The organism is Microbacterium sp. S308A+ (assembly GCF_049800815.1).
In the GTDB taxonomy this organism is placed as follows: Bacteria; Actinomycetota; Actinomycetes; order Actinomycetales; family Microbacteriaceae; genus Microbacterium.
Genome location: NZ_JBNAFT010000002.1, coordinates 299,124 through 316,921, shown reverse-complemented (window position 1 = coordinate 316,921; position 17,798 = coordinate 299,124). Strand labels below are relative to the sequence as shown.

Annotated in this window: 16 protein-coding genes; 6 read left to right on the top strand and 10 right to left on the bottom strand. The window is 71.3% G+C overall.

What is annotated here, in order from left to right:
• Window positions 1-16 precede the first annotated feature (16 nt).
• Together ACP15J_RS07275 and ACP15J_RS07270 are read right to left on the bottom strand one after the other, a co-directional pair.
• On the bottom strand, window positions 17-973 hold the full coding sequence (locus ACP15J_RS07275; RefSeq protein ID WP_424936348.1) for a hypothetical protein: 957 nt from the start codon (window positions 971-973) through the stop codon (window positions 17-19).
• Window position 974: 1 nt separating this feature from the next.
• Window positions 975-1,310, bottom strand: a complete 336-nt coding sequence (locus ACP15J_RS07270; protein WP_424936347.1) for a PadR family transcriptional regulator — start codon at window positions 1,308-1,310, stop codon at window positions 975-977.
• 129 nt (window positions 1,311-1,439) lie between these two features.
• Between ACP15J_RS07270 and ACP15J_RS07265 the strand changes: the two genes are divergently transcribed.
• The gene (locus tag ACP15J_RS07265) at window positions 1,440-2,417 is read left to right on the top strand and encodes an o-succinylbenzoate synthase (RefSeq protein WP_424936346.1); all 978 of its coding nucleotides are present in this window, start codon (window positions 1,440-1,442) and stop codon (window positions 2,415-2,417) included.
• An 18-nt stretch (window positions 2,418-2,435) separates the two neighbouring features.
• Here ACP15J_RS07265 and ACP15J_RS07260 read toward each other — a convergent pair whose 3' ends face one another.
• A complete protein-coding gene (locus tag ACP15J_RS07260; RefSeq protein ID WP_424936345.1) occupies window positions 2,436-3,056 on the bottom strand; it encodes a TetR/AcrR family transcriptional regulator in 621 nt (206 codons plus the stop codon).
• Between the two features lie 170 nt (window positions 3,057-3,226).
• On the opposite strand from ACP15J_RS07260, the gene ACP15J_RS07255 reads away from it, so the two are divergent.
• Window positions 3,227-6,136, top strand: a complete 2,910-nt coding sequence (locus ACP15J_RS07255) for an efflux RND transporter permease subunit (protein WP_424936344.1) — start codon at window positions 3,227-3,229, stop codon at window positions 6,134-6,136.
• Window positions 6,133-8,154, top strand: coding sequence for a YhgE/Pip family protein (locus ACP15J_RS07250; protein WP_424936343.1), 2,022 nt, complete (start codon window positions 6,133-6,135; stop codon window positions 8,152-8,154). Before ACP15J_RS07255 ends, ACP15J_RS07250 begins: the two co-directional genes overlap by 4 nt.
• Window positions 8,155-8,378: 224 nt before the next feature.
• On the opposite strand, the gene ccsB is transcribed toward ACP15J_RS07250, so the two are convergent.
• From ccsB to ACP15J_RS07225, 5 genes are read right to left on the bottom strand one after another with little or no spacing between them, the layout of a single operon-like run.
• Window positions 8,379-9,392: a c-type cytochrome biogenesis protein CcsB gene (ccsB, locus tag ACP15J_RS07245; RefSeq protein ID WP_424936342.1), complete on the bottom strand. Its 1,014-nt coding sequence runs from the start codon at window positions 9,390-9,392 to the stop codon at window positions 8,379-8,381.
• Between the two features lie 9 nt (window positions 9,393-9,401).
• Window positions 9,402-11,150 (bottom strand): cytochrome c biogenesis protein ResB, encoded by a 1,749-nt coding sequence (gene resB, locus ACP15J_RS07240; RefSeq protein WP_424936341.1) that lies wholly within the window; start codon window positions 11,148-11,150, stop codon window positions 9,402-9,404.
• 1 nt (window position 11,151) lies between these two features.
• Window positions 11,152-11,916: a cytochrome c biogenesis CcdA family protein gene (locus tag ACP15J_RS07235; protein WP_424936340.1), complete on the bottom strand. Its 765-nt coding sequence runs from the start codon at window positions 11,914-11,916 to the stop codon at window positions 11,152-11,154.
• Window positions 11,913-12,551 (bottom strand): TlpA family protein disulfide reductase, encoded by a 639-nt coding sequence (locus ACP15J_RS07230; protein ID WP_424936339.1) that lies wholly within the window; start codon window positions 12,549-12,551, stop codon window positions 11,913-11,915. Before ACP15J_RS07230 ends, ACP15J_RS07235 begins: the two co-directional genes overlap by 4 nt.
• A 23-nt stretch (window positions 12,552-12,574) precedes the next feature.
• Window positions 12,575-13,015 carry a MerR family transcriptional regulator gene (locus ACP15J_RS07225; protein WP_424936338.1) on the bottom strand — a complete coding sequence of 147 codons (441 nt, stop codon included), beginning with the start codon at window positions 13,013-13,015 and terminating at the stop codon, window positions 12,575-12,577.
• A gap of 71 nt (window positions 13,016-13,086) precedes the next feature.
• Between ACP15J_RS07225 and ACP15J_RS07220 the strand changes: the two genes are divergently transcribed.
• Window positions 13,087-13,995 (top strand): NAD(P)/FAD-dependent oxidoreductase, encoded by a 909-nt coding sequence (locus ACP15J_RS07220; protein ID WP_424936337.1) that lies wholly within the window; start codon window positions 13,087-13,089, stop codon window positions 13,993-13,995.
• A gap of 58 nt (window positions 13,996-14,053) precedes the next feature.
• Here ACP15J_RS07220 and ACP15J_RS07215 read toward each other — a convergent pair whose 3' ends face one another.
• Entirely contained in the window at window positions 14,054-15,268 is a 1,215-nt protein-coding gene (locus ACP15J_RS07215; protein ID WP_424936336.1) for an amidohydrolase, read from the bottom strand.
• A 156-nt stretch (window positions 15,269-15,424) separates the two neighbouring features.
• On the bottom strand, window positions 15,425-16,078 hold the full coding sequence (locus ACP15J_RS07210; RefSeq protein WP_424936335.1) for a TetR/AcrR family transcriptional regulator: 654 nt from the start codon (window positions 16,076-16,078) through the stop codon (window positions 15,425-15,427).
• A 123-nt stretch (window positions 16,079-16,201) separates the two neighbouring features.
• Here ACP15J_RS07210 and ACP15J_RS07205 point away from each other — a divergent pair, with 123 nt between their 5' ends.
• Both ACP15J_RS07205 and ACP15J_RS07200 read left to right on the top strand, forming a co-directional pair.
• The gene (locus ACP15J_RS07205) at window positions 16,202-16,957 is read left to right on the top strand and encodes an SDR family NAD(P)-dependent oxidoreductase (RefSeq protein WP_424936334.1); all 756 of its coding nucleotides are present in this window, start codon (window positions 16,202-16,204) and stop codon (window positions 16,955-16,957) included.
• 61 nt (window positions 16,958-17,018) lie between these two features.
• Window positions 17,019-17,798: an enoyl-CoA hydratase-related protein gene (locus tag ACP15J_RS07200; RefSeq protein WP_424936333.1), complete on the top strand. Its 780-nt coding sequence runs from the start codon at window positions 17,019-17,021 to the stop codon at window positions 17,796-17,798.

The following is a 17,798-nucleotide window of genomic DNA, read 5'->3' as shown; positions in this document are numbered from 1 at the left end:
GGACGCGTCGCGGACGTCAGACGACCGGCGCGCGGCGGAGCTTGCGGAAGCCGTCGACGGCCGATCCGACGAGCACGCCGAGGAACACCGCGGTGAGGACGACGTCGAGGATCGTGCCGACCGTCGTCCCGGCGCCGCCGAAGAGCGCGCCGAGGTCGGGGTGGAGCAGGCGGTGCTGCCAGACGAGCGCCACCGCGACGACGGCAGTCACGGCCCCGAGCAGGAGATTGGCGATGGCCAGCGGGAGGGACCATCCGCCCCTGACCAGCACGAGCCCCGCCACGACGACCGTCAGCGCCAGGATCACGAGGAAGCCGATGCCGAAGACCGGCCAGAGATCGGGCGAGAGCACCTGGACGGCACGGGGCCCCCAGCCGACGAACCGGTCCCAGACCACTGCCCCGCCGAGCATGACGCTCATCACGGCCGTCGCGACGAAATCCGAGAGGGCGATGCCGCGCGTCTCATACGCCGGCAGCTGATCCGGGCTCCATTCGGTGATCGTCTCTCCTGTGGAGCCCGTGCGCTCGAGGATGAAGAAGACGAGCGTGGTCCAGAAGGCGATCTGCACGATGCTCTGCAGGAGCGCGGGGACGATCGCGCCGATGACCTCGCCGATGCCGCCGCCCTGGAGAAGGGTCGCGATCGCGACCCCGACCATCACGCAGGGCGTGACGATGAGCAGCAGGATGCGGAGAAGCCGCACCCAGGAGGCGTAGTACCGCGGGCCGATCAGCCACATCGGCCGGTCGACGAGCGAGGCCGCGTACGCCATCGGATCGCCGAGACCGGCGACGACCGTGCGTTCGGCGTCGTCCGGGGTCTCCCCCGCGGCCAGTCGCGGCTCCACCTCGTCGGCGATGGTCGCGGCGACCTCGGCGCGCACCTCCTCCCTGGCGGAGGCGGGGACCGCACGGGCGACGGCGGCGGCGTAGCGCTCGGCATAGCGGGCGCCGGTGGTGGGACGAGACATGTCAGTGCTCCGATTCACTGAGGGCGGAGGTCGCCGCCGCGATCGCGGCGACCTCGCGGATGAGGGTGTCGGCCAGGCGAAGGCCCGCGGCCGAGGTGCGGTAGAACTTGCGCGGGCGCGCCTCCTCGGTGTTCCACTCGCTGTCGAGGAAGCCCTGCTTCTCCAGACGGCGGAGCAGGGGATAGAGCGTGTTGGCATCGGTGGGGAACCCGGCCGACGCCAGCTGTTCGAGCAGGCCGTACCCGTAGCCCGGCTCGCGGAGGAGCTGCAGGCTCGCGAGCACGATCGTGCCGCGCCGCAGTTCCTGGAGGTGGCCGTCGAACTCGTCCTGACTCATGCGTTCGACTATATAGTGCGACACACACTATTGTCAACAACACCTTAGAGTGCGGGGTCCGCTTTCCGTCCGAGCAGGTGCCCGCGGGTCGCGAGGACGCCGCTGAAGGCATCGGGGCATGATGGACGCATGATCCCGCCGCTGGCAGAGGTGCTCGAGACCGCCCGCGTGGTCGCTCTCCCCATGACCACGCGATTCCGCGGCGTCGACGTGCGCGAGGCCCTGCTGTTCGAAGGGCCTGAGGGCTGGGCGGAGTTCTCGCCGTTCGCGGAGTACGACGATGCCGAGGCGTCGACGTGGCTGGCCGCCGCCCTCGCCGACGCCTGGGAGCGACGCCCTCCCTTCCTGCGCGATCGCATCCGCGTGAACGCCACCGTCCCCGCCGTGCCCGCCGAGGCGGTGCCCGTCGTGCTCGCCCGTTTCGACGGATGCCGCACCGCGAAGGTCAAGGTCGCCGAGCCCGGTCAGACGCTCGCCGACGACGTCGCCCGCGTGCGCGCCGTCCGGGAGGCGATGGGCCCGGAAGGACGCATCCGTGTCGACGCGAACGGCGGGTGGAGCCTCGACGAGGCCGAGCGCGCGATCCACGCGCTCGGCCCGTTCGACCTCGAGTACGTGGAACAGCCCTGCGCGACCATCCCGGAGCTCGCCGACCTCCGCGCACGCATCCGCTACCTGGACATCCCCCTCGCTGCCGACGAGAGCGTACGCAAGGCCACCGACCCGCTGGCGGTCGCCCGGGCCGGCGCCGCGGATCTCCTCGTCGTCAAGGCCCAGCCCCTCGGCGGCGTCCGCCGCGCGATCGCGATCGTCGCCGATGCGGGGCTCCCCGCCGTCGTCTCGAGCGCCCTGGACACGGCGGTCGGCCTCTCCCAGGGAGCCGCCCTCGCCGCCGCTCTGCCGACACTGGACTACGACTGCGGCCTCGGCACGGCCTCGCTCTTCACCGACGACGTCGCCGAGGCACGCCCCTCCGACGGGACGGTCGCCGTGGGAAGGGTGACGCCCGATCGGCAGGCGTTGGACCGTCTCGCCGCATCAGCGGAGCGAAGGGACTGGTGGCTGGACCGCCTCGGACGCTGCCACGCCCTCCTCGCGGCAGGCTGACGCCGACAGGCGCCGGCCTCAGCCCAGCAGCAGCTCCACCATCTGGGCGAGCGCGGCGCTTCCCGTCTGCCGCAGCTTCGAAGCGTCCTCCCCCGCCATGGCGCCCCGCACGGTCATGCCCTCCCACATCACCAGCAGCGAGCGGGCGGCGAAGTCCGGCGAGACGCGCAAGGCCATCTTCCCCGTGTCGACCACGTCGGTGATGATCCGCGCGATCCCGGCGACCATCTCCTCCTCTTGGAGGAGGTGGGCCTTCCCGAACGCTTCGTCACGGAGCGCGCGGATGCGGATCTCGCTGAGCAGCATCACTCCGAGACGGTCGTCGCTGCCGGCGTCCATGACCTGCTGGACGAGGGCACTCGCGTCGCACTCCGCGTCGAGGCCTCCCCCGGCGGTGAGCTCGTCGACCCGCTCCCGCACCGCCTGCAGGCGCTCGGCGGAGACCGAGGCCGCGAGCATGAGGAACAGCTCGTCCTTCGACGCGAAGTTCGAGTAGAAGGCGCCGCGGGTGAACCCCGCCCGCTCGCACACGGCCTCGACGGTCGCGCCTTCCAGACCGACCTCGGCGAACACCTGGGTCGCGGCCTCCAGGAGGCGCGCACGAGTGTTCTCCCTGCTGCGCGTCGCAGTCGTCGACATCTTCCACCTCCGGCCCCGCGGCGTCCTCGCCGTCCGGGCGTCGTCTCCTCGCGAGCGTCCGGATTCACACCCGGCGCACAGACTCGCACGATCTCTTCGTCCTACGATACATTCACGTATCGGATACATCATTGTATCGAGTTCGCCTGCGAGAATCCTCCGGAGGATCCGTGTCCACACTCCTTTCGTCGCTCGGACGCTGGTCGTTCCGCCACCCCTGGCGGGTGCTCGTGGCCTGGCTGCTCGTCCTCGGCATCGCCGGGGGCGGCGCGCTCGTGCTCGGGAAGGGCACCGACAACACCTTCTCCATCCCCGGCACCGAGTCGCAGGCGGGGCTCGAACAGCTCGAACGCACCTTCCCCCAGGTCAGCGGCACGAGCGCGCAGTTCATCGTCGTCGCCGCCCCCGATGACGAGGTCACCGCCTCCGGCTACAAGCCGAGGATCGAAGAGGCGGTAAAGGACATCGGCGACCTCGACGGCGTCCTCGCCGCGACCTCGCCGTTCGACGCCACCATCACCGGCATGGTGAGCGAGGACCGCTCGGCGGCGATCGTTCGCATGCAGTTCGACGGCCAGGCCTCGGACGTCTCGGCCGCGACGAAGACCGCCCTCGAGAAGATCGTGACCGACCTCGGCGACGCCCTGCCCGACGGCGCCGAGACGAAGCTCGGCGGCGACCTGTTCGCGATGTCGATCCCCGGCGTCACCCTCACCGAGGCCGTCGGACTGCTGATCGCGCTGCTCGTGCTGATCGTCACCTTCCGCTCGTTCGTCGTCGCCGGGCTCCCGCTGCTGACAGCGATCCTGGGCGTGGGGATCTCGATGGCCGCGATCTTCGCCGCCACCGCGTTCGCCACGGTCTCCTCGACCACGCCCCTGCTGGCCCTCATGCTGGGGCTCGCGGTCGGGATCGACTACGCGCTGTTCATCGTCGCGCGACATCAGGACCAGGTGCGCGCGGGCGTCGATCCGGAGGAGTCCGCCTCCCGCGCCACCGGCACAGCCGGGTCCGCGGTCGTCTTCGCGGGCGTCACCGTGCTGATCGCGCTGATCGGCCTCGGCTTCGCCGGGATCCCCTTCCTCACCACGATGGGCATCGCGGCGTCGGTCGCGGTCGCGATCGCGGTGCTCATCGCGGTCACGCTCACCCCGGCGATGCTCGGCTTCGCCAAGGGGCGCGTCGCCGGACGGCCCCGACGCGAACGCGCGCGCCGCAAGGGCGGGGCCGAGCGGAAGCCCCACGCCGGGTTCGCCGCGCGCTGGGTCGGCGGGGTCACCAAACGTCCCGTCCTCGTCGCGATCGCGGTCGTGCTCGGCTTGGGCGTGGTCGCCGTCCCCGCCGGGAGCCTCGCCCTCGCCCTCCCCAACGCCGGTGTGTTGCCGAAGGGCTCCGAGGCGCGGGAGAGCTACGACCTCACGGCCGAGCACTTCGGCCCCGGCTTCAACGGCCCGCTGATCCTCACCGGCACGATCGTGACGTCCACGGATCCCCTGAACCTCATGAAGGACCTCGGCGACGCGGTCGAGAAGCTCCCCGGCGTGGCCGAGGTTGCCCTCGCCACGCCCAACCAGACCGCCGACACCGGGATCGTGCAGGTGATCCCGGAGACCGCCCCGGATGCGCCCGCCACGGCCGACCTCGTTCGTGAGCTGCGTTCACACCACGACGAGTGGCTGGAGGAGTTCGGCATCGACCTCAAGGTCACCGGCTTCACCGCGGTCGCGATCGACATCTCCGACCAGCTCGGCGCCGCCCTCCTCCCCTTCGGCGTCTTCGTGATCGGCCTGTCCCTCGTGCTGCTGACGATCGTCTTCCGCTCGATCTGGGTTCCGGTGACCGCGGCCCTCGGCTACCTGCTGTCCATCGTGGCCGCCTTCGGCGTGGTGTCCGCGGTCTTCGAGTGGGGCTGGTTCGCCGATGCGCTGCACGTCGCCCGGGTCGGTCCGATCATCAGCTTCATGCCGATCGTCCTCATGGGCGTGCTGTTCGGGCTCGCCATGGACTATCAGGTGTTCCTCGTCTCGCGCATGCGCGAGGACTACGTGCACGATCCGGAGTCCAAGGACCCGGCCACGCGCCGCGCCGCGGCCGTCCGGGCCGTGCGCACAGGCTTTGTCGGGTCCGCACGTGTGGTCACCGCCGCGGCCCTCATCATGTTCGCGGTGTTCGTCGCGTTCGTCCCGGAAGGAGACTCCTCGCTCAAGCCGATCGCGCTGGGCCTGGCCGCCGGCATCGCCATCGACGCCTTCCTCGTCCGGATGACCCTGATCCCGGCGCTCATGGCGATCCTCGGCGACCACGCCTGGAGGATCCCGGGCTGGCTGGCACGGATCCTGCCCCACGTCGACATCGAAGGCGAGGCGGTGGAACGCGAGCGCACGCTCGAGAGCTGGCCGGGTGATGAGTCGGTGCTGGCCGCCGACGACCTCGTCGTGGCCGCGGACGCCCCGATCCTGGAAGATCTCACGGTGCGCCTCGCGCCCGGCGACGCGCTGGTGCTGACGGGGCGGGACCAGGCGGTCCGACGCGCCCTCGCACTCACGCTCGCGGGTCGGCTCCCCGCGGCCGGCGGACGTCTCCGCGTGGCCGGTCACCTTCTGCCGGGGAGAGCAGCCTGGGTGCGCGCTCATGTCGGCCTCGTCGACGCGACGGTCTCGGCCGACCCGCTCGGCGACCTGCGTGACGCGGTGCGCGGGCGGACCACGCTCGTGGTGATCGACGGGCTCGACGCGCTGACACCGGCCGCCCGCGACCAGGCGGCGGCGATCCTCCGCGACGCGTCCGCGCGTCTGGCCAGGGCGCGGTCGGGTGGCGAGCTCGCGGTGCTCGCCACCGCGGCCTCGGCCGACATCGCCCGCCGGGCTCTCGTCGACGCCGGATGGCCTGAGCCGCACAGCGCCGACCTCGGCGAGGCGGGGAGCCGTAGGCGACGTTCCTCACCCCCCGAGCCGGAGACCGGCGACGAGGGGCGCTCGGGCTTCGCCGCGCTCGGCCTCCCCGACCCTCAGGCCGATGGCGGATCTGCCTCCACATCCGACGACAACGACCCCTCCGACCGCAACGAGGTGACCGCATGACCACGCGCTTCTCCACCCTCATCGAGCGTGCCCGCTCCACGAGGCCCGTGACGGTCCTCACCGTCGTCGGGGTGCTGCTGCTCCCCGCCGCCCTCGGCGGCGTGCTCGTGACGGCGCTGCAGAACCCGACCGAGCGCCTCGACCAGATGAGGGCGGCGATCGTGAACCTGGACGAGCCGGTGACGCTCGACGGGCAGCTCGCCCCGCTCGGGCGCCAGCTCGCCGCCGGTCTCGTGGACGGGTCGGACGAGCAGGACTCCAACCTCGACTGGGTGATCTCGAACGAGAAGGACGCCGCGGCGGGTCTCGCCGACGGCACCTACCAGGCCGTCGTGACCATCCCCGAGGACTTCTCCTCCGCCGCGACCTCCGCCGGCCGAGGGCTCCAGGACAAGGAGGTCACCGCCGAGAAAGCGAGGATCTCGGTCGAGACGGCGCCCGAGGCCCGGGTGGCGGACGCGCTCATCGCCGACCAGATCGCGACCACGGCGGCCTCGACCATGGGCGCGACGCTGTCCGAGAAGACCCTGGAGAACGTCCTCGTCGGCTTCACGACCATCGGAGACCGGATCGGAGAGGCGGCCACGGGCGCGGGCACGCTTGCCGCCGGGACGAGGGACGCCGCCGCCGGCGCCGCGAAGCTCCCCGACGGAGCGGCGCAGCTGGCCTCGGGCACCGGCCAGCTCGCGTCCGGTGCAGGTCAGCTCTCCGCCGGGGCCGGCCAGCTCGCCGACGGGCTCGGCGCGCTCGGCGAGGGCGCGCGCAGCGCCCAGTCCGGCGCGGACCAGCTCGCCGCCCAGCTGAACGGCGGAGCGGACGCGCTGGTCGCGAACGGGATCGTGCCCGCAGAGCTCTCCGGTGCCGCCGGCGCCACCGCGAGCTACGCGGGAACCGCGGCCTCGACGTCGAAGGATCTCGCCGTCACCCTCGGCGGTCTCGCCGCCGACTGCATGACGAAGGGGATCGACGCCGCGTTCTGCGACCAGCTCGCCGCCGCGGCCGCGACCGGCGGCCAGGCGGCCGAGGCCGCGGGATACGCCTCGGGGTACGCCTCTGGCACGAGGGACGGCATCGCCACGCTGAACGCCCAGGCCCCGGCCGCCATCGCGGACGGCATGCGCAAGGCCGCGGCCGGCGCCGGTCAGCTCTCCGGCGGCATCAGCCAGCTCGCGGGCGGCATCGACCAGAGCGCGGACGGGGCCCGCGGTCTTCAGACCGGCGCCTCCGGCCTCCAGGACGGCGCGGCGCAGCTCGCCAGCGGCGCGACCCAGCTCGCGGACGGTGCGACCGCGCTCTCCGGCGGCATGAACGCCCTGTCCTCCGGCACCGCGAACCTCGCCTCGGGCCTCAGCCAGGCCGCCGAGTCGATCCCGTCGTATTCCGACAGTCGCGCCGCCTCGCTCGCGTCCGTCGTGGCCTCGCCGGTCACGGCGAGCGCCGGCGGCGGGATGTTCGGCCCCACGGCGATCCCGCTGCTCGCCGCGGTCGTCCTGTGGTTCGGCGGTCTGGCGTCGTTCATCGCGATGCGCGCGGTCACCGCGCGCACGCTGACCTCGCGTCGCTCCTCGGCCACGCTCACACTGCGTGCGTTCCTCCCCGCCGCCGCGATCGGCGCCGGTCAGGGGCTGCTCGTCGCGCTGATCGTGCAGAGCGTCGCGAACTATGACGCCGCGCGCTGGTGGGGCTTCGCCGGTGTCGCCGTCCTCGCCGGAGTCGTCTTCGCCGCGGTGAACCAGGCCCTCGTCGCCGTCCTCGGCGGCGCCGGACGCTGGATCGCCGCCCTCGCGGGCGTCACCGCGGTCGCCGCAGGGATCATCTCCACCCTGCCGGGATGGCTCGCGACGGTCGCCGCCTTCCTCCCCACCTCACCCGCCGCGACGGCGCTCCTCGGCGAGAACGGCGCAGGCGCCGCGGTCGCCGGCCTGATCACCTGGGGTGTGCTCGCCGTGCTGGCCACGACGCTCGCCGTCGCCCGGCGTCGCACGACGAGTGCAAGGGCGGTGCTCGCCACAGCCTGACCGCCGAGCCACCGACCTCGGGCCGCGCGTGCGGCGCGAGGTCGGCCTTCGGGCGCCATCGACCGGGAAACCCGTCCTCGGGCCGTGCAGGCTCGCGTGGCCCGAGGCGCGGGCACGGCCTGGCCCCCGCCCCTACCGGGTCGGTCGACTCGGGCTTTGCCTGCCACGGCCCGCAGGGACCGGGTTGACGGGTCCTGACCTCAGCGCCGCAGGGCGAGGTCCGCTCAGTTCAGGCCGGAGTAGACGTGCAGTCCCTTGAAGAACATGTTCACGATCGTGAAGTTGAACAGCACGGCCGTGAAGCCCACGATCGAGAGCCACGCCGACCGCGCCCCCCGCCAGCCGCGGGTCGCGCGCGCGTGAATGTAGCCGGCGTAGAGCACCCAGATGATGAAGGTCCAGGTCTCCTTGGTGTCAAAGCCCCAGTAGCGTCCCCATGCATCCTGCGCCCAGATCGCTCCGGCGATGAGCGTGAACGTCCAGAAGATGAAGCCCACCGTCGCGAACCGGTAGGCGAGGCCCTCCATGCGCTCGGCTGTCGGGAGAGTCGCGAGGAACCGCGGGCCCGTCTTCTCCGCTCCCGCGAGAAGCCGGCTCTCCCGCCGCATCTGGACGAGCTGCAGCACCGAGAGCGCGAAGGCGAGGGCGAAGAACGCCGTCCCGAGAGACGCCACGAACACGTGGATCACGAGCCAGACGCTCTTGAGCGGGTCCGACAGCGGGACCACCTGCACGTAGAACCCGAGAGCGGCGCCGCCGAGAAGAACCACGATGAGGCCGAGGATGAACGTGCCGAGGTATTTCAGATCGGCCCAGAGGTTGACCGCGAGGTACACCGCGATGATCAGCAGCGTCCCCGTCATGGCGAATTCGTACATGTTCGACCACGGCACCCGCTCGGCCGCGATCCCCCGCAGCACCGTCCCGCCGAGGTGGAAGAGGAAGCCGAGGACCGCGAGCGCGGTGCCGATGCGGGCCATCACGAAACGCCTCGGCGCCTCGTCCCCCGTCCCCGCCTTCGCGGCTCCCTCCGGACCCGAGGCGCCCGCCCTCGTACCGGACGAGCCGGCGACCGCGGCGCCGACGAGCTCGCGCTCGACGAGCTGCGAGGCGGCGAGCCTGCGGTCAGAGGAGAGCTGCGAGCGGCGGGCGAGGTCGAAGGCGTACGCCACGAAAGCCGCCGCGTAGATCGCGACCGCGGTCCAGATCAGCAGCACCGACAGGGAGTCGAGTTCCATGGCTCCAGCCTACTTTCGCGGGTTCGAGGTGTCATCGGGGGGTGCGGGGACGCTGGTGCCCCCGTCCGCGTCGAGCAGACGGGCGTGCGAGGCGGCGAGGTCGTCGACCGCGGCCGCCAGCGTCGGGTCCTCGCCACGGGCGAGGCCGGCGTACTCCAGACGAACGGTTCCGCCGTCCGCCACCGCCTTGACCCACATACGGCGCCGTGGGACGAAGAGCGCCAGCAGCAGGCCGCCCAGGGCGAGCAGCGCGAAGACGAGCACCCACACGGCGGCGCCGTCGTGGTGCACCTGGAGCGAGACGTAGCGCTTGACCGACTCCGAGTAGTCCCCGGCCCCGGCCGGCGCCTCGTTCTCGAAGGTGACCGAACCCATGCCGTTCGGCAGCTGCGCGGTCTGGCCAGGGGTCAGCTCGATCGAGTCGACGCCTGTGTCGCCACCGGTCAGCTGCGTCATGTCGGACGGATCGAGGACGTACACCGACCGTGGCGTGCCGTCGTCGATGCCGAGGTCGCCGGCGTAGACGTTGAGCGTGACGGTGGGGTTGATGAGCGCCGGATAGACCGAGGTGAGCGCACCGGTCTCCAGCGTCGCGGCGGTCGGGTAGAAGAAGCCGACCATGCCGAGCTGCTGCGGCAGCCCGTCGGGGACCTTCACCACGCCGAGCGAAGTCATGGTGTTGTTGTTCTGCGGCAGGAAGGGCACGGGGTCGGTGTAGACGACCGTGCCCTGCGCGTCGCGCACGGTGATCGTCGGCGCATAGCCGTTGCCGAGCAGGTAGATCTTGTCGCCCGCGACGTCGAGCGGGTGGTTCACACGGACGGACTCCGGACGCGGCTCGGCGTCCGGGGTCGCGACCGTGACGTTCGCGGAGAAATCGCCGGCCTGGCCCGAGGCCGCGGACCCGAACGGCTGGTACGTGACGTCGAACGAGTCGAGGGTCATCCGGTACGGCGTCAGGTCCCCGTCGGTCACGAACCGGCCGCGGTTCATCGAGGAGTAGTCCAGGAGCGTGTTGACGAAGCTCGTCCCCTCGACCATCACGCGCTGGCCGGTGTGCGCGAAACCGCCGCCGAAGCCCACGGTCACGAGCACGCCGAGGATCGCGAGGTGAAACACGAGGTTCCCCGTTTCCCGCGCGTACCCGCGCTCGGCCGAGACCGAGAACCCGCGCTCATCGTCGTACCGCTCGACGCGATAGCGCAGCGCGCGCAGCTGCTTCTCGGCGATGTCGATCGCGCTCTCCGCCGCGCCCCGGGCGTCTCCGTGGGACGCCTGTCTGATCGCCTCACGGTGGTCGTCGAGCCGCTGCAGCCGGATCGGCGTGCGGGGCGGGCGCGTGCGCAGCGCCTTGACGTGGTGTTTGATCCGCGGGATCACGCACCCGATCAGCGACAGGAACAGCAGCAGATAGATCGCCGAGAACCAGGCCGACAGGTAGACGTCGAACAGCTGCAGCGCGTCCAGGATCGGGAACAGGTCAGGGTTGTCCGTCTTCCACTGGGTGACGCCGTTGGGGTCGGCCATCCGCTGCGGGAAGATCGAGCCGGGGATCGCGGCGATCGCGAGGATCAGCAGGAGGACGAGCGCCGTGCGCATCGAGGTGAGCTGCCGCCAGCCCCAGCGCAGCCAGCCGGCGACGCCCAGCGCGGGGGACGCGACGCTCTCTTGGCCGTCCACATGGTCGGACGGGCGCAGCGGGTCCGCGGCGCTGTCCGCGCCGGCCCGCTTCGCGCCCTTGCGGGCCTCGGCCTTCATGTCAGAGGGGGAGCTGGACACTGTTCATCACCGCCCCGATCCGAGACATGACATCCGTCCATACTCCGGTGACCATAAGCAGGCCGAGCACGATCAGCAGCACACCCCCGACGATGTTGACCGCGCGCACATGGCGGCGGAGGAAGCCGATGGAACGCGTCGCCCAGCCGAAGCCGAGAGCGGCGAGGACGAACGGGATGCCGAGGCCGAGCGAGTAGGCGAGGCCGAGGAGGCCGGCGCGCCACGGATCGCCGAGGTTCCAGGAGACGGCGAGGATCGCGGTGAGGGTGGGCCCCATGCACGGGGTCCACCCCAGGCCGAGGGCGACGCCGAGAAGAGGAGCGCCGATGAGGCCCGCCCGCCCCGACAGGTTGACGCGGACGGTGCGCTGGGCGAACCCGAAGAGGCCGACGAAGACCAGGCCCATGCCGATGATGAGCACCCCGAGGACGCGCGTGACCAGATCTCCCCAGCGGGCGAAGAAGGCCCCCGCCGCCCCGCCGATCACCGTCAGCACGATGAAGACCGCGGTGAACCCGGCGATGAAGAGCAGAACGCCGAGGAGGAGTCGGCGCCGAGGAGGCGCCGGCTCCTCGGCTCCGACAGAGCCGGCCGACCCGCCAGACACGGCGCCGCCGAGGAACCCCAGGTAGCCGGGGACGAGGGGGAGCACGCACGGCGAGAGGAAGGAGATCAGCCCCGCCAGCACGGCGACGGGGAGGGCCAGCCAAAGGGCGCCGAAACCGACGAGCGCGTCGACGTTCACGCCTTCTCCGCGAGGGCGTCCTTGATGAGGGTCGACAGGATCGACGGCTCCTCGAGCTGACCGATGATCCGTGCGGCCACACGGCCCTTCTTGTCGAGCACGAGGGTGGTCGGCGTCGCCTGGATGGTCGTCGCCTGCGCGAAGGCGAGCTTGGCCTCACCGGTGCCCACGTCGATGATGCTCGGGTAGGTCACGCCGTACTTCTCCGCAAAGGAGCGGGCGGTGTCGGACTGATCGTAGGTGTTGACGCCGACGAAGGACACGCCCTTGCCCTGGTACTCCTGCCACACCTGCTCGAGATCCTTCGCCTCGACACGGCAGGGCCCGCAGGCGGCGTACCAGAAGTTCACCACCACGACATCGCCAGCGACCTCGCTGCTGCGGAACTCCTTGCCGTTCTCGAGCGTGCCGCCGAAGGCGACGGGATCGGTGCGGTCCGCCGGCGTGATCTCCTCCACCCGAAGACCCGCGGAGCCGATGTATCCCTTGTTGTCTCCGGAGAGGTACTGCTCGGCGACCGGGTCCTGCGCACAGGCGGACAGGCCGACGACGAGCGCGACGCCGAGGGCCGCCGCAGCGACACGGATCATCCGGGGTCGGCCGACGCTGCGATTCGGGCGCAGAGAGGGTGACACGCTGGGAATCCTACGACTGATCCCTATGCATCCGATGAGCGGGCATCGCCCCCTCCCCCGGGAAAACGGGCGAGGACGTCGTCGATGCCGGCCCGGAACCGGGGACAGGTGGCGATGTCGTGGGCGCGGCATCGGAAGGAGTGCTCGACCATCGCGCGCGAGCGCTGCATCTCCGCCATGCGCCGGTCGAGCTCGTCGAGATGCGCTTGAAGCACCGCGTGCCGTGCGACGTTGCCGCCGTCGAGCAGGACGCCGATCTGCTCCAGGCTCATCCCCGCCGCCTTGCTCCGCAGGATGACCGCGACCCGGACGACCTCGTCCTCGCCATACCTCCGCCGTCCCGCCGCGTCCCGCTCCGGGGCGAGCAGCCCCACCGACTCCCAATGCCGCAGGACGTTGGTGGGCAGCTCGAACCGCGCGGCGACGTCGCCGACCGACCAGGGGCGAGGAGGACTTGACTTCATGTTGACATGAAGTCACAGACTGGCGTCGAGCGCAAGAGCGCCACCCCGAGAGCACGAGAGGAAGCACCCTCATGTACGACGCGATCATCATCGGCGGCGGCCCCGCCGGCCTGCAGGCCGCCCTCACCCTGGGACGCATGCACCGCACCGCCCTGCTCCTCGACAGCGGCGAGTACCGGAACGGCCCGGTGGCGCACATGCACCACGTGATCGCGAACGACGGCACGCCCCCGGCCCGGTTCCGGGAGACCGCACGCGAGCAGCTCGCCGCCTACACGACGATCGAGCTGCGCGGTGCGACCGTCGAGGAGGTCTCCGCCACCGGCGCCGGGTTCCGCGTGGCCCTCGCCGGTGGTGGCGATGCCGAAGGCCGGCACGTCGTCCTCGCCACCGGCCTGATCGACGACCTCCCCGACGTCCCCGGTCTGGACGCGCTCTGGGGGATCCGCGCCTTCTCCTGCCCGTTCTGCGACGGCCACGAGTACGCAGGCCGGACGGTCGGCATCATCGGCGCCGGCCCACGAGCCGCACACCTGGCCTCGCTCCTCGGACGGATCGGCATCGATCTGGTGGTCTTCCCCCTCGACGGCGAGATCGTGGACGAAGAGTCCGGGGCCGCGCTCGCGCACGGCGCCCGTCTGCGCCCCTCGCAGGTGCGCGCGGTCGCCGCGGCGGGCGACGGGGTAGCGGTGACGACGGACGCCGGGACCGAGACCGTGGACGGACTCTTCGTCGCCGCGGGGGCGACGAGGCAGCGAGCGCCGTTCGCCGAAAGGCTGGGTCTGCGGATGCTCCCCTCCGGCGCGATCGAGATCGACGAGTTCGGCCGCACCTCGCTCCCCGGGATCTCGGCCGCCGGGGACATCGCCCATCGGGCATCGCTCCCCGGCGTCGTCGCCTCGGTCGTGATGGCCTCCGCCGCCGGCCAGATCGCCGCCGCCGGGATCGTGCAGGAGCTCTCCGCCCGCCCCGCGTCCTGACCCGGCAGCCAGCGGGCCCGCCACCCCTCCCTCCCTCCCTCGCGGGTGCAGTGGAAGGTCAGCGGAGGAACTCGCGGGCCGCTGCGACAAGCGCCGTCACGCCCACCTCGATCGTGGGATGGATCACGGGGGCAAAGGACGAGGAATGGTTCACGGCGATGTCACGATCGATCGCTCCCGCGGCCTCTGCCTCCGCCCATTTCACCGGATCGGAGCCGCCCCAGAACCAGAACACCAGTGACGTCCCGGCATCGCGGGCGAACCACGACACGTCCTCACTGCCCGCCGACATGCCGGGATCGATCACGCGATCCTCGCCGAGCGCTCGCCGCAGGGCTGCGGCGACACGAGCGGCCGAGGCCTCGTCGTTGATCGTGGCCGGCAAGGTGTGATCGATGCGGATGTCCGGCTCGATGTCGGCAGCCGAGGCCATGGCCTCGGCCCGCACGATCCGCTCGACGCCGCTGAGCACCTTCGCGCGCAGGGCGTCGTCCGAATAGCGCAAGCTCAGTTCGAGCGTCGCCTCGCCAGGGATGACGTTGTTCGTGCGTCCCGCGTGCATCGAACCGACCGTGACCACCGCGACCTCCCTCGGATCGATCTCGCGCGACACGACCGTCTGCAGTCTCATCACCGTCGACGCCGCCATCACGACAGGGTCCACGGTGGAGTGCGGTCGGGAGCCGTGACCGCCCCGCCCCCGCAGCGTGACCGTCAACGCATCCGAGGCGGACATCTGAACGCCGGGACGCAGCCCCACCACGCCCGCCGGCAAAGGAGTGACGTGTTGGCCGAGCACGACCGCCGGTGCCGGGTAGCGCTCCAGCACTCCGTCGTCGAGCATCGCCCGCGCGCCCGCCCCGATCTCCTCGGCGGGCTGGAAGAGCACGACGACGGTGCCCCTCCACGTCGCACGCCCTACGACGAGCCCCTCGACGGCGCCGATCATCGCTGTGACGTGCATGTCATGTCCGCACGCATGCATGACCGGGACCTCGATCCCGGACGCGCCCGTTCCGGTCGCGGTGCTCGCGTACGACAGCCCCGTCTGCTCCTCGACGGGCAGCGCGTCCATGTCGGCACGCATCCAGACGACGGGGCCGTCGCCGTTCCGCAGCATCCCGACGACGCCCGTGCCTCCGACGCCCTCCTCGACGTCGAGGCCCAGCTCTCGCAGATGTGCAGCGACGACACTCGCCGTCCTGGTCTCTTGGAAGGACAGCTCAGGGTGCCGGTGCAGGTCGACGTACAAGGCTTCGAGATCGATCGTCATCGTTCTTCCTTTCGGTGGCGGTGCGGACGTCGTCGTCCGGCACGTGCGGCGTCGGCGGCCAATGACCGGGCACACACGGTTGGACAGCGCGGAGCGGCGCGCCCGCCGTCCTGGGACCGCTCGGGACGACGTTCCGAGGCTGGCGCGAACCGCCGGTCAGCTCAGAGGCGCGTATTCCACGACGGCGAGGGCGATCCGCCGGTAGCGCTGCGCGAGCTGCTCCGGCGAGACAGGGCCGCCGATCCGATACCAGCCGGCGATTCCCTGGCACATCGTCAGAATGGCACGACCGCACTCCTCGGGATCCGGGGTCGCGAACGCCTTGTCCGCGGTCCCCGCGGCGATGACCTCGCGCACCGCCTGCTCCACCGAGTCTCGGCGACGGGCGTAATGTGCCAGGTTCTCGTCGGTGAGCGCACGACGCTCAGAGTCCAGGAAGGCGAGGTCGGGGTGGTTCGCCATGTAGAGGACGATGGCTTCGACGACGAGGCCGAGCCGCTCGGCAGGATCGTTTCCTGCCTCGGCGAGCGCAGCGGCCACATGAGCGGTGACGATGTCCATCGCGTGATCGAGGAGGGCGACGAGCATCGCCTGCTTGTTCTCGAAGTGGTAATAGAGCGCGGGCACGGTGACGCCGACGTCGCGCGCGATGGTACGGACCGTCGTCGCGTGGAAACCGCTGTCGACGATCTGACGCAGGGCGACGGCCAGCACGGGATGGAGAGCCGAGGGCGGATAGTCGCGCCAGTCGGTGGCGTCCTGAGGGAGACCGACGGCCGGAACGCCGTCATCGAGCGTGTGAGTTGACATGCGTGTGGAGCTGTGTCCCTTCTCTTCCGGGAGCATAAACCGCGATCGCGCCAGGCGCGACGACTTGCGAGGCGGATCGTTTCGGATTAGTTTAGCGACCGCTAGCTCAATTAGGGAGAATCGATGAAGATTCACGGCAAATCTGCCCTCGTCACCGGCGGCGCGTCCGGCCTCGGCCTCGCCACCGTCGTCCGCCTCGTCGAGGAAGGGGCGCGCGTCACCGTGGTCGACCTCGCTTCTGCAGACCGATCCGCGCTGGAGGGCGTCGCTCCCGCGGACTTCATCGCCGCGGACGTCACGGACGAGGTCGCGATCCAGGAGGCGGTCGACCACGCGAACCGCGACGGCAACCTCGCGATCGTGGTGAACTGCGCGGGAGTCGGCAGCGCCACCAAGACGGCGGGCTCGCGGGGCGCGCACCCTCTCGACGTCTTCGAGCGGATCCTCCGGGTCAACCTCGTCGGCACCTTCAACGTGATCCGTCTGGCCGCGCAGAGCATGATCGGCAACGCCCGCGACGACGAGGAGCACGGCGTCATCGTGAACACCGCGTCCGTCGCCGCGTTCGACGGCCAGGTGGGCCAGGCCGCCTACTCGGCGTCGAAGGCAGGCGTCGCGGGGATGACGCTCCCCATCGCCCGTGACCTGGCCGCGGCGGGCATACGTGTCGTCACCATCGCCCCCGGCCTCTTCGAGACACCGCTGCTGGGATCGCTCCCCCACGAGGTGCGGAGCTCTCTCGGAGCGCAAGTGCCTCACCCGAGCCGCCTCGGGCTGCCGTCCGAGTACGCCGACCTCGTCGCCGCGATCGTCGGCAACCCCATGCTCAACGGAGAGACCATCCGCCTGGACGGCGCGATCCGTATGGCGCCTCGATGAGGACCTCCGATCATGATGCGCCTGCCCAGAGACCCCGACCCGCACAGGAAGCGAGCACGACATGACCGACATCGTCAGGACGACGAGAGACGGCGGTGTCGTCACCATCACCATCGACGATCCCGCACACCGCAACGCCATCAGCCAGACGGAGATCGTGCGGCTCGCCGACGTCTTCGAGACGTTGTCAGCGGACCCCACCGTCCGAGCGGTCGTGCTGACAGGAGCGGGGGAGGCGTTCTGCGCGGGCGCCAACATCGACAGCGACCCCACGAGGATCGGCGATGAGGCGCACGCGACCGCCACCCTGGACGCCCTCGGCCGACTGACCCGCGGCATCGTCGGCGCCCCGTTCCCGGTGATCGCAGCCGTGTGCGGCGTGGCTGCGGGAGGCGGGGCGTCGATCGCCCTCGCCGCCGATCTCGTCGTCGCGGGCGAGAGCGCGTTCTTCCTCCTCCCCTTCCTCCGGGTCGGGCTCGTTCCCGACGGCGGCGCGACTCTCGTGATCGCAGCCTCGATCGGTCGCGCACGCGCCCTGAGGCTCGCCCTGCGCGGCGAGAGGCTTCCTGCCTCCGAGGCGTACCGTGCCGGGCTGATCGCAGCGGTGTGCGCCGACGACGCCGTGACCTCCGTCGCACGGGAATGGGCACAGGAGCTCGCTGGCGGCCCCCGGCTGGCGATCGCGGCGACGAAGGAGGCCATCAACTCCGCATCGCTGCGAGGGCTCTCGGAGGCCCTCGCCCTCGAGGGGGCCGCGCAGGTCCGTCTCTCCGGAGGACCGGACTTCCGCGAGGGCGTCGCCGCCTTCAAGGAACGCCGAGCCCCCCGTTTCGCGGATTAG

Bases quoted from the DNA above. Each gene is read 5' to 3' on its own strand.
- ACP15J_RS07275 (WP_424936348.1), bottom strand. From the start codon at position 973: ATGTCTCGTCCCACCACCGGCGCCCGCTATGCCGAGCGCTACGCCGCC.
- ACP15J_RS07270 (WP_424936347.1), bottom strand. From the start codon at position 1,310: ATGAGTCAGGACGAGTTCGACGGCCACCTCCAGGAACTGCGGCGCGGC.
- ACP15J_RS07265 (WP_424936346.1), top strand. From the start codon at position 1,440: ATGATCCCGCCGCTGGCAGAGGTGCTCGAGACCGCCCGCGTGGTCGCT.
- ACP15J_RS07260 (WP_424936345.1), bottom strand. From the start codon at position 3,056: ATGTCGACGACTGCGACGCGCAGCAGGGAGAACACTCGTGCGCGCCTC.
- ACP15J_RS07250 (WP_424936343.1), top strand. From the start codon at position 6,133: ATGACCACGCGCTTCTCCACCCTCATCGAGCGTGCCCGCTCCACGAGG.
- ccsB (WP_424936342.1), bottom strand. From the start codon at position 9,392: ATGGAACTCGACTCCCTGTCGGTGCTGCTGATCTGGACCGCGGTCGCG.
- resB (WP_424936341.1), bottom strand. From the start codon at position 11,150: ATGAAGGCCGAGGCCCGCAAGGGCGCGAAGCGGGCCGGCGCGGACAGC.
- ACP15J_RS07225 (WP_424936338.1), bottom strand. From the start codon at position 13,015: ATGAAGTCAAGTCCTCCTCGCCCCTGGTCGGTCGGCGACGTCGCCGCG.
- ACP15J_RS07220 (WP_424936337.1), top strand. From the start codon at position 13,087: ATGTACGACGCGATCATCATCGGCGGCGGCCCCGCCGGCCTGCAGGCC.
- ACP15J_RS07215 (WP_424936336.1), bottom strand. From the start codon at position 15,268: ATGACGATCGATCTCGAAGCCTTGTACGTCGACCTGCACCGGCACCCT.
- ACP15J_RS07210 (WP_424936335.1), bottom strand. From the start codon at position 16,078: ATGTCAACTCACACGCTCGATGACGGCGTTCCGGCCGTCGGTCTCCCT.
- ACP15J_RS07205 (WP_424936334.1), top strand. From the start codon at position 16,202: ATGAAGATTCACGGCAAATCTGCCCTCGTCACCGGCGGCGCGTCCGGC.
- ACP15J_RS07200 (WP_424936333.1), top strand. From the start codon at position 17,019: ATGACCGACATCGTCAGGACGACGAGAGACGGCGGTGTCGTCACCATC.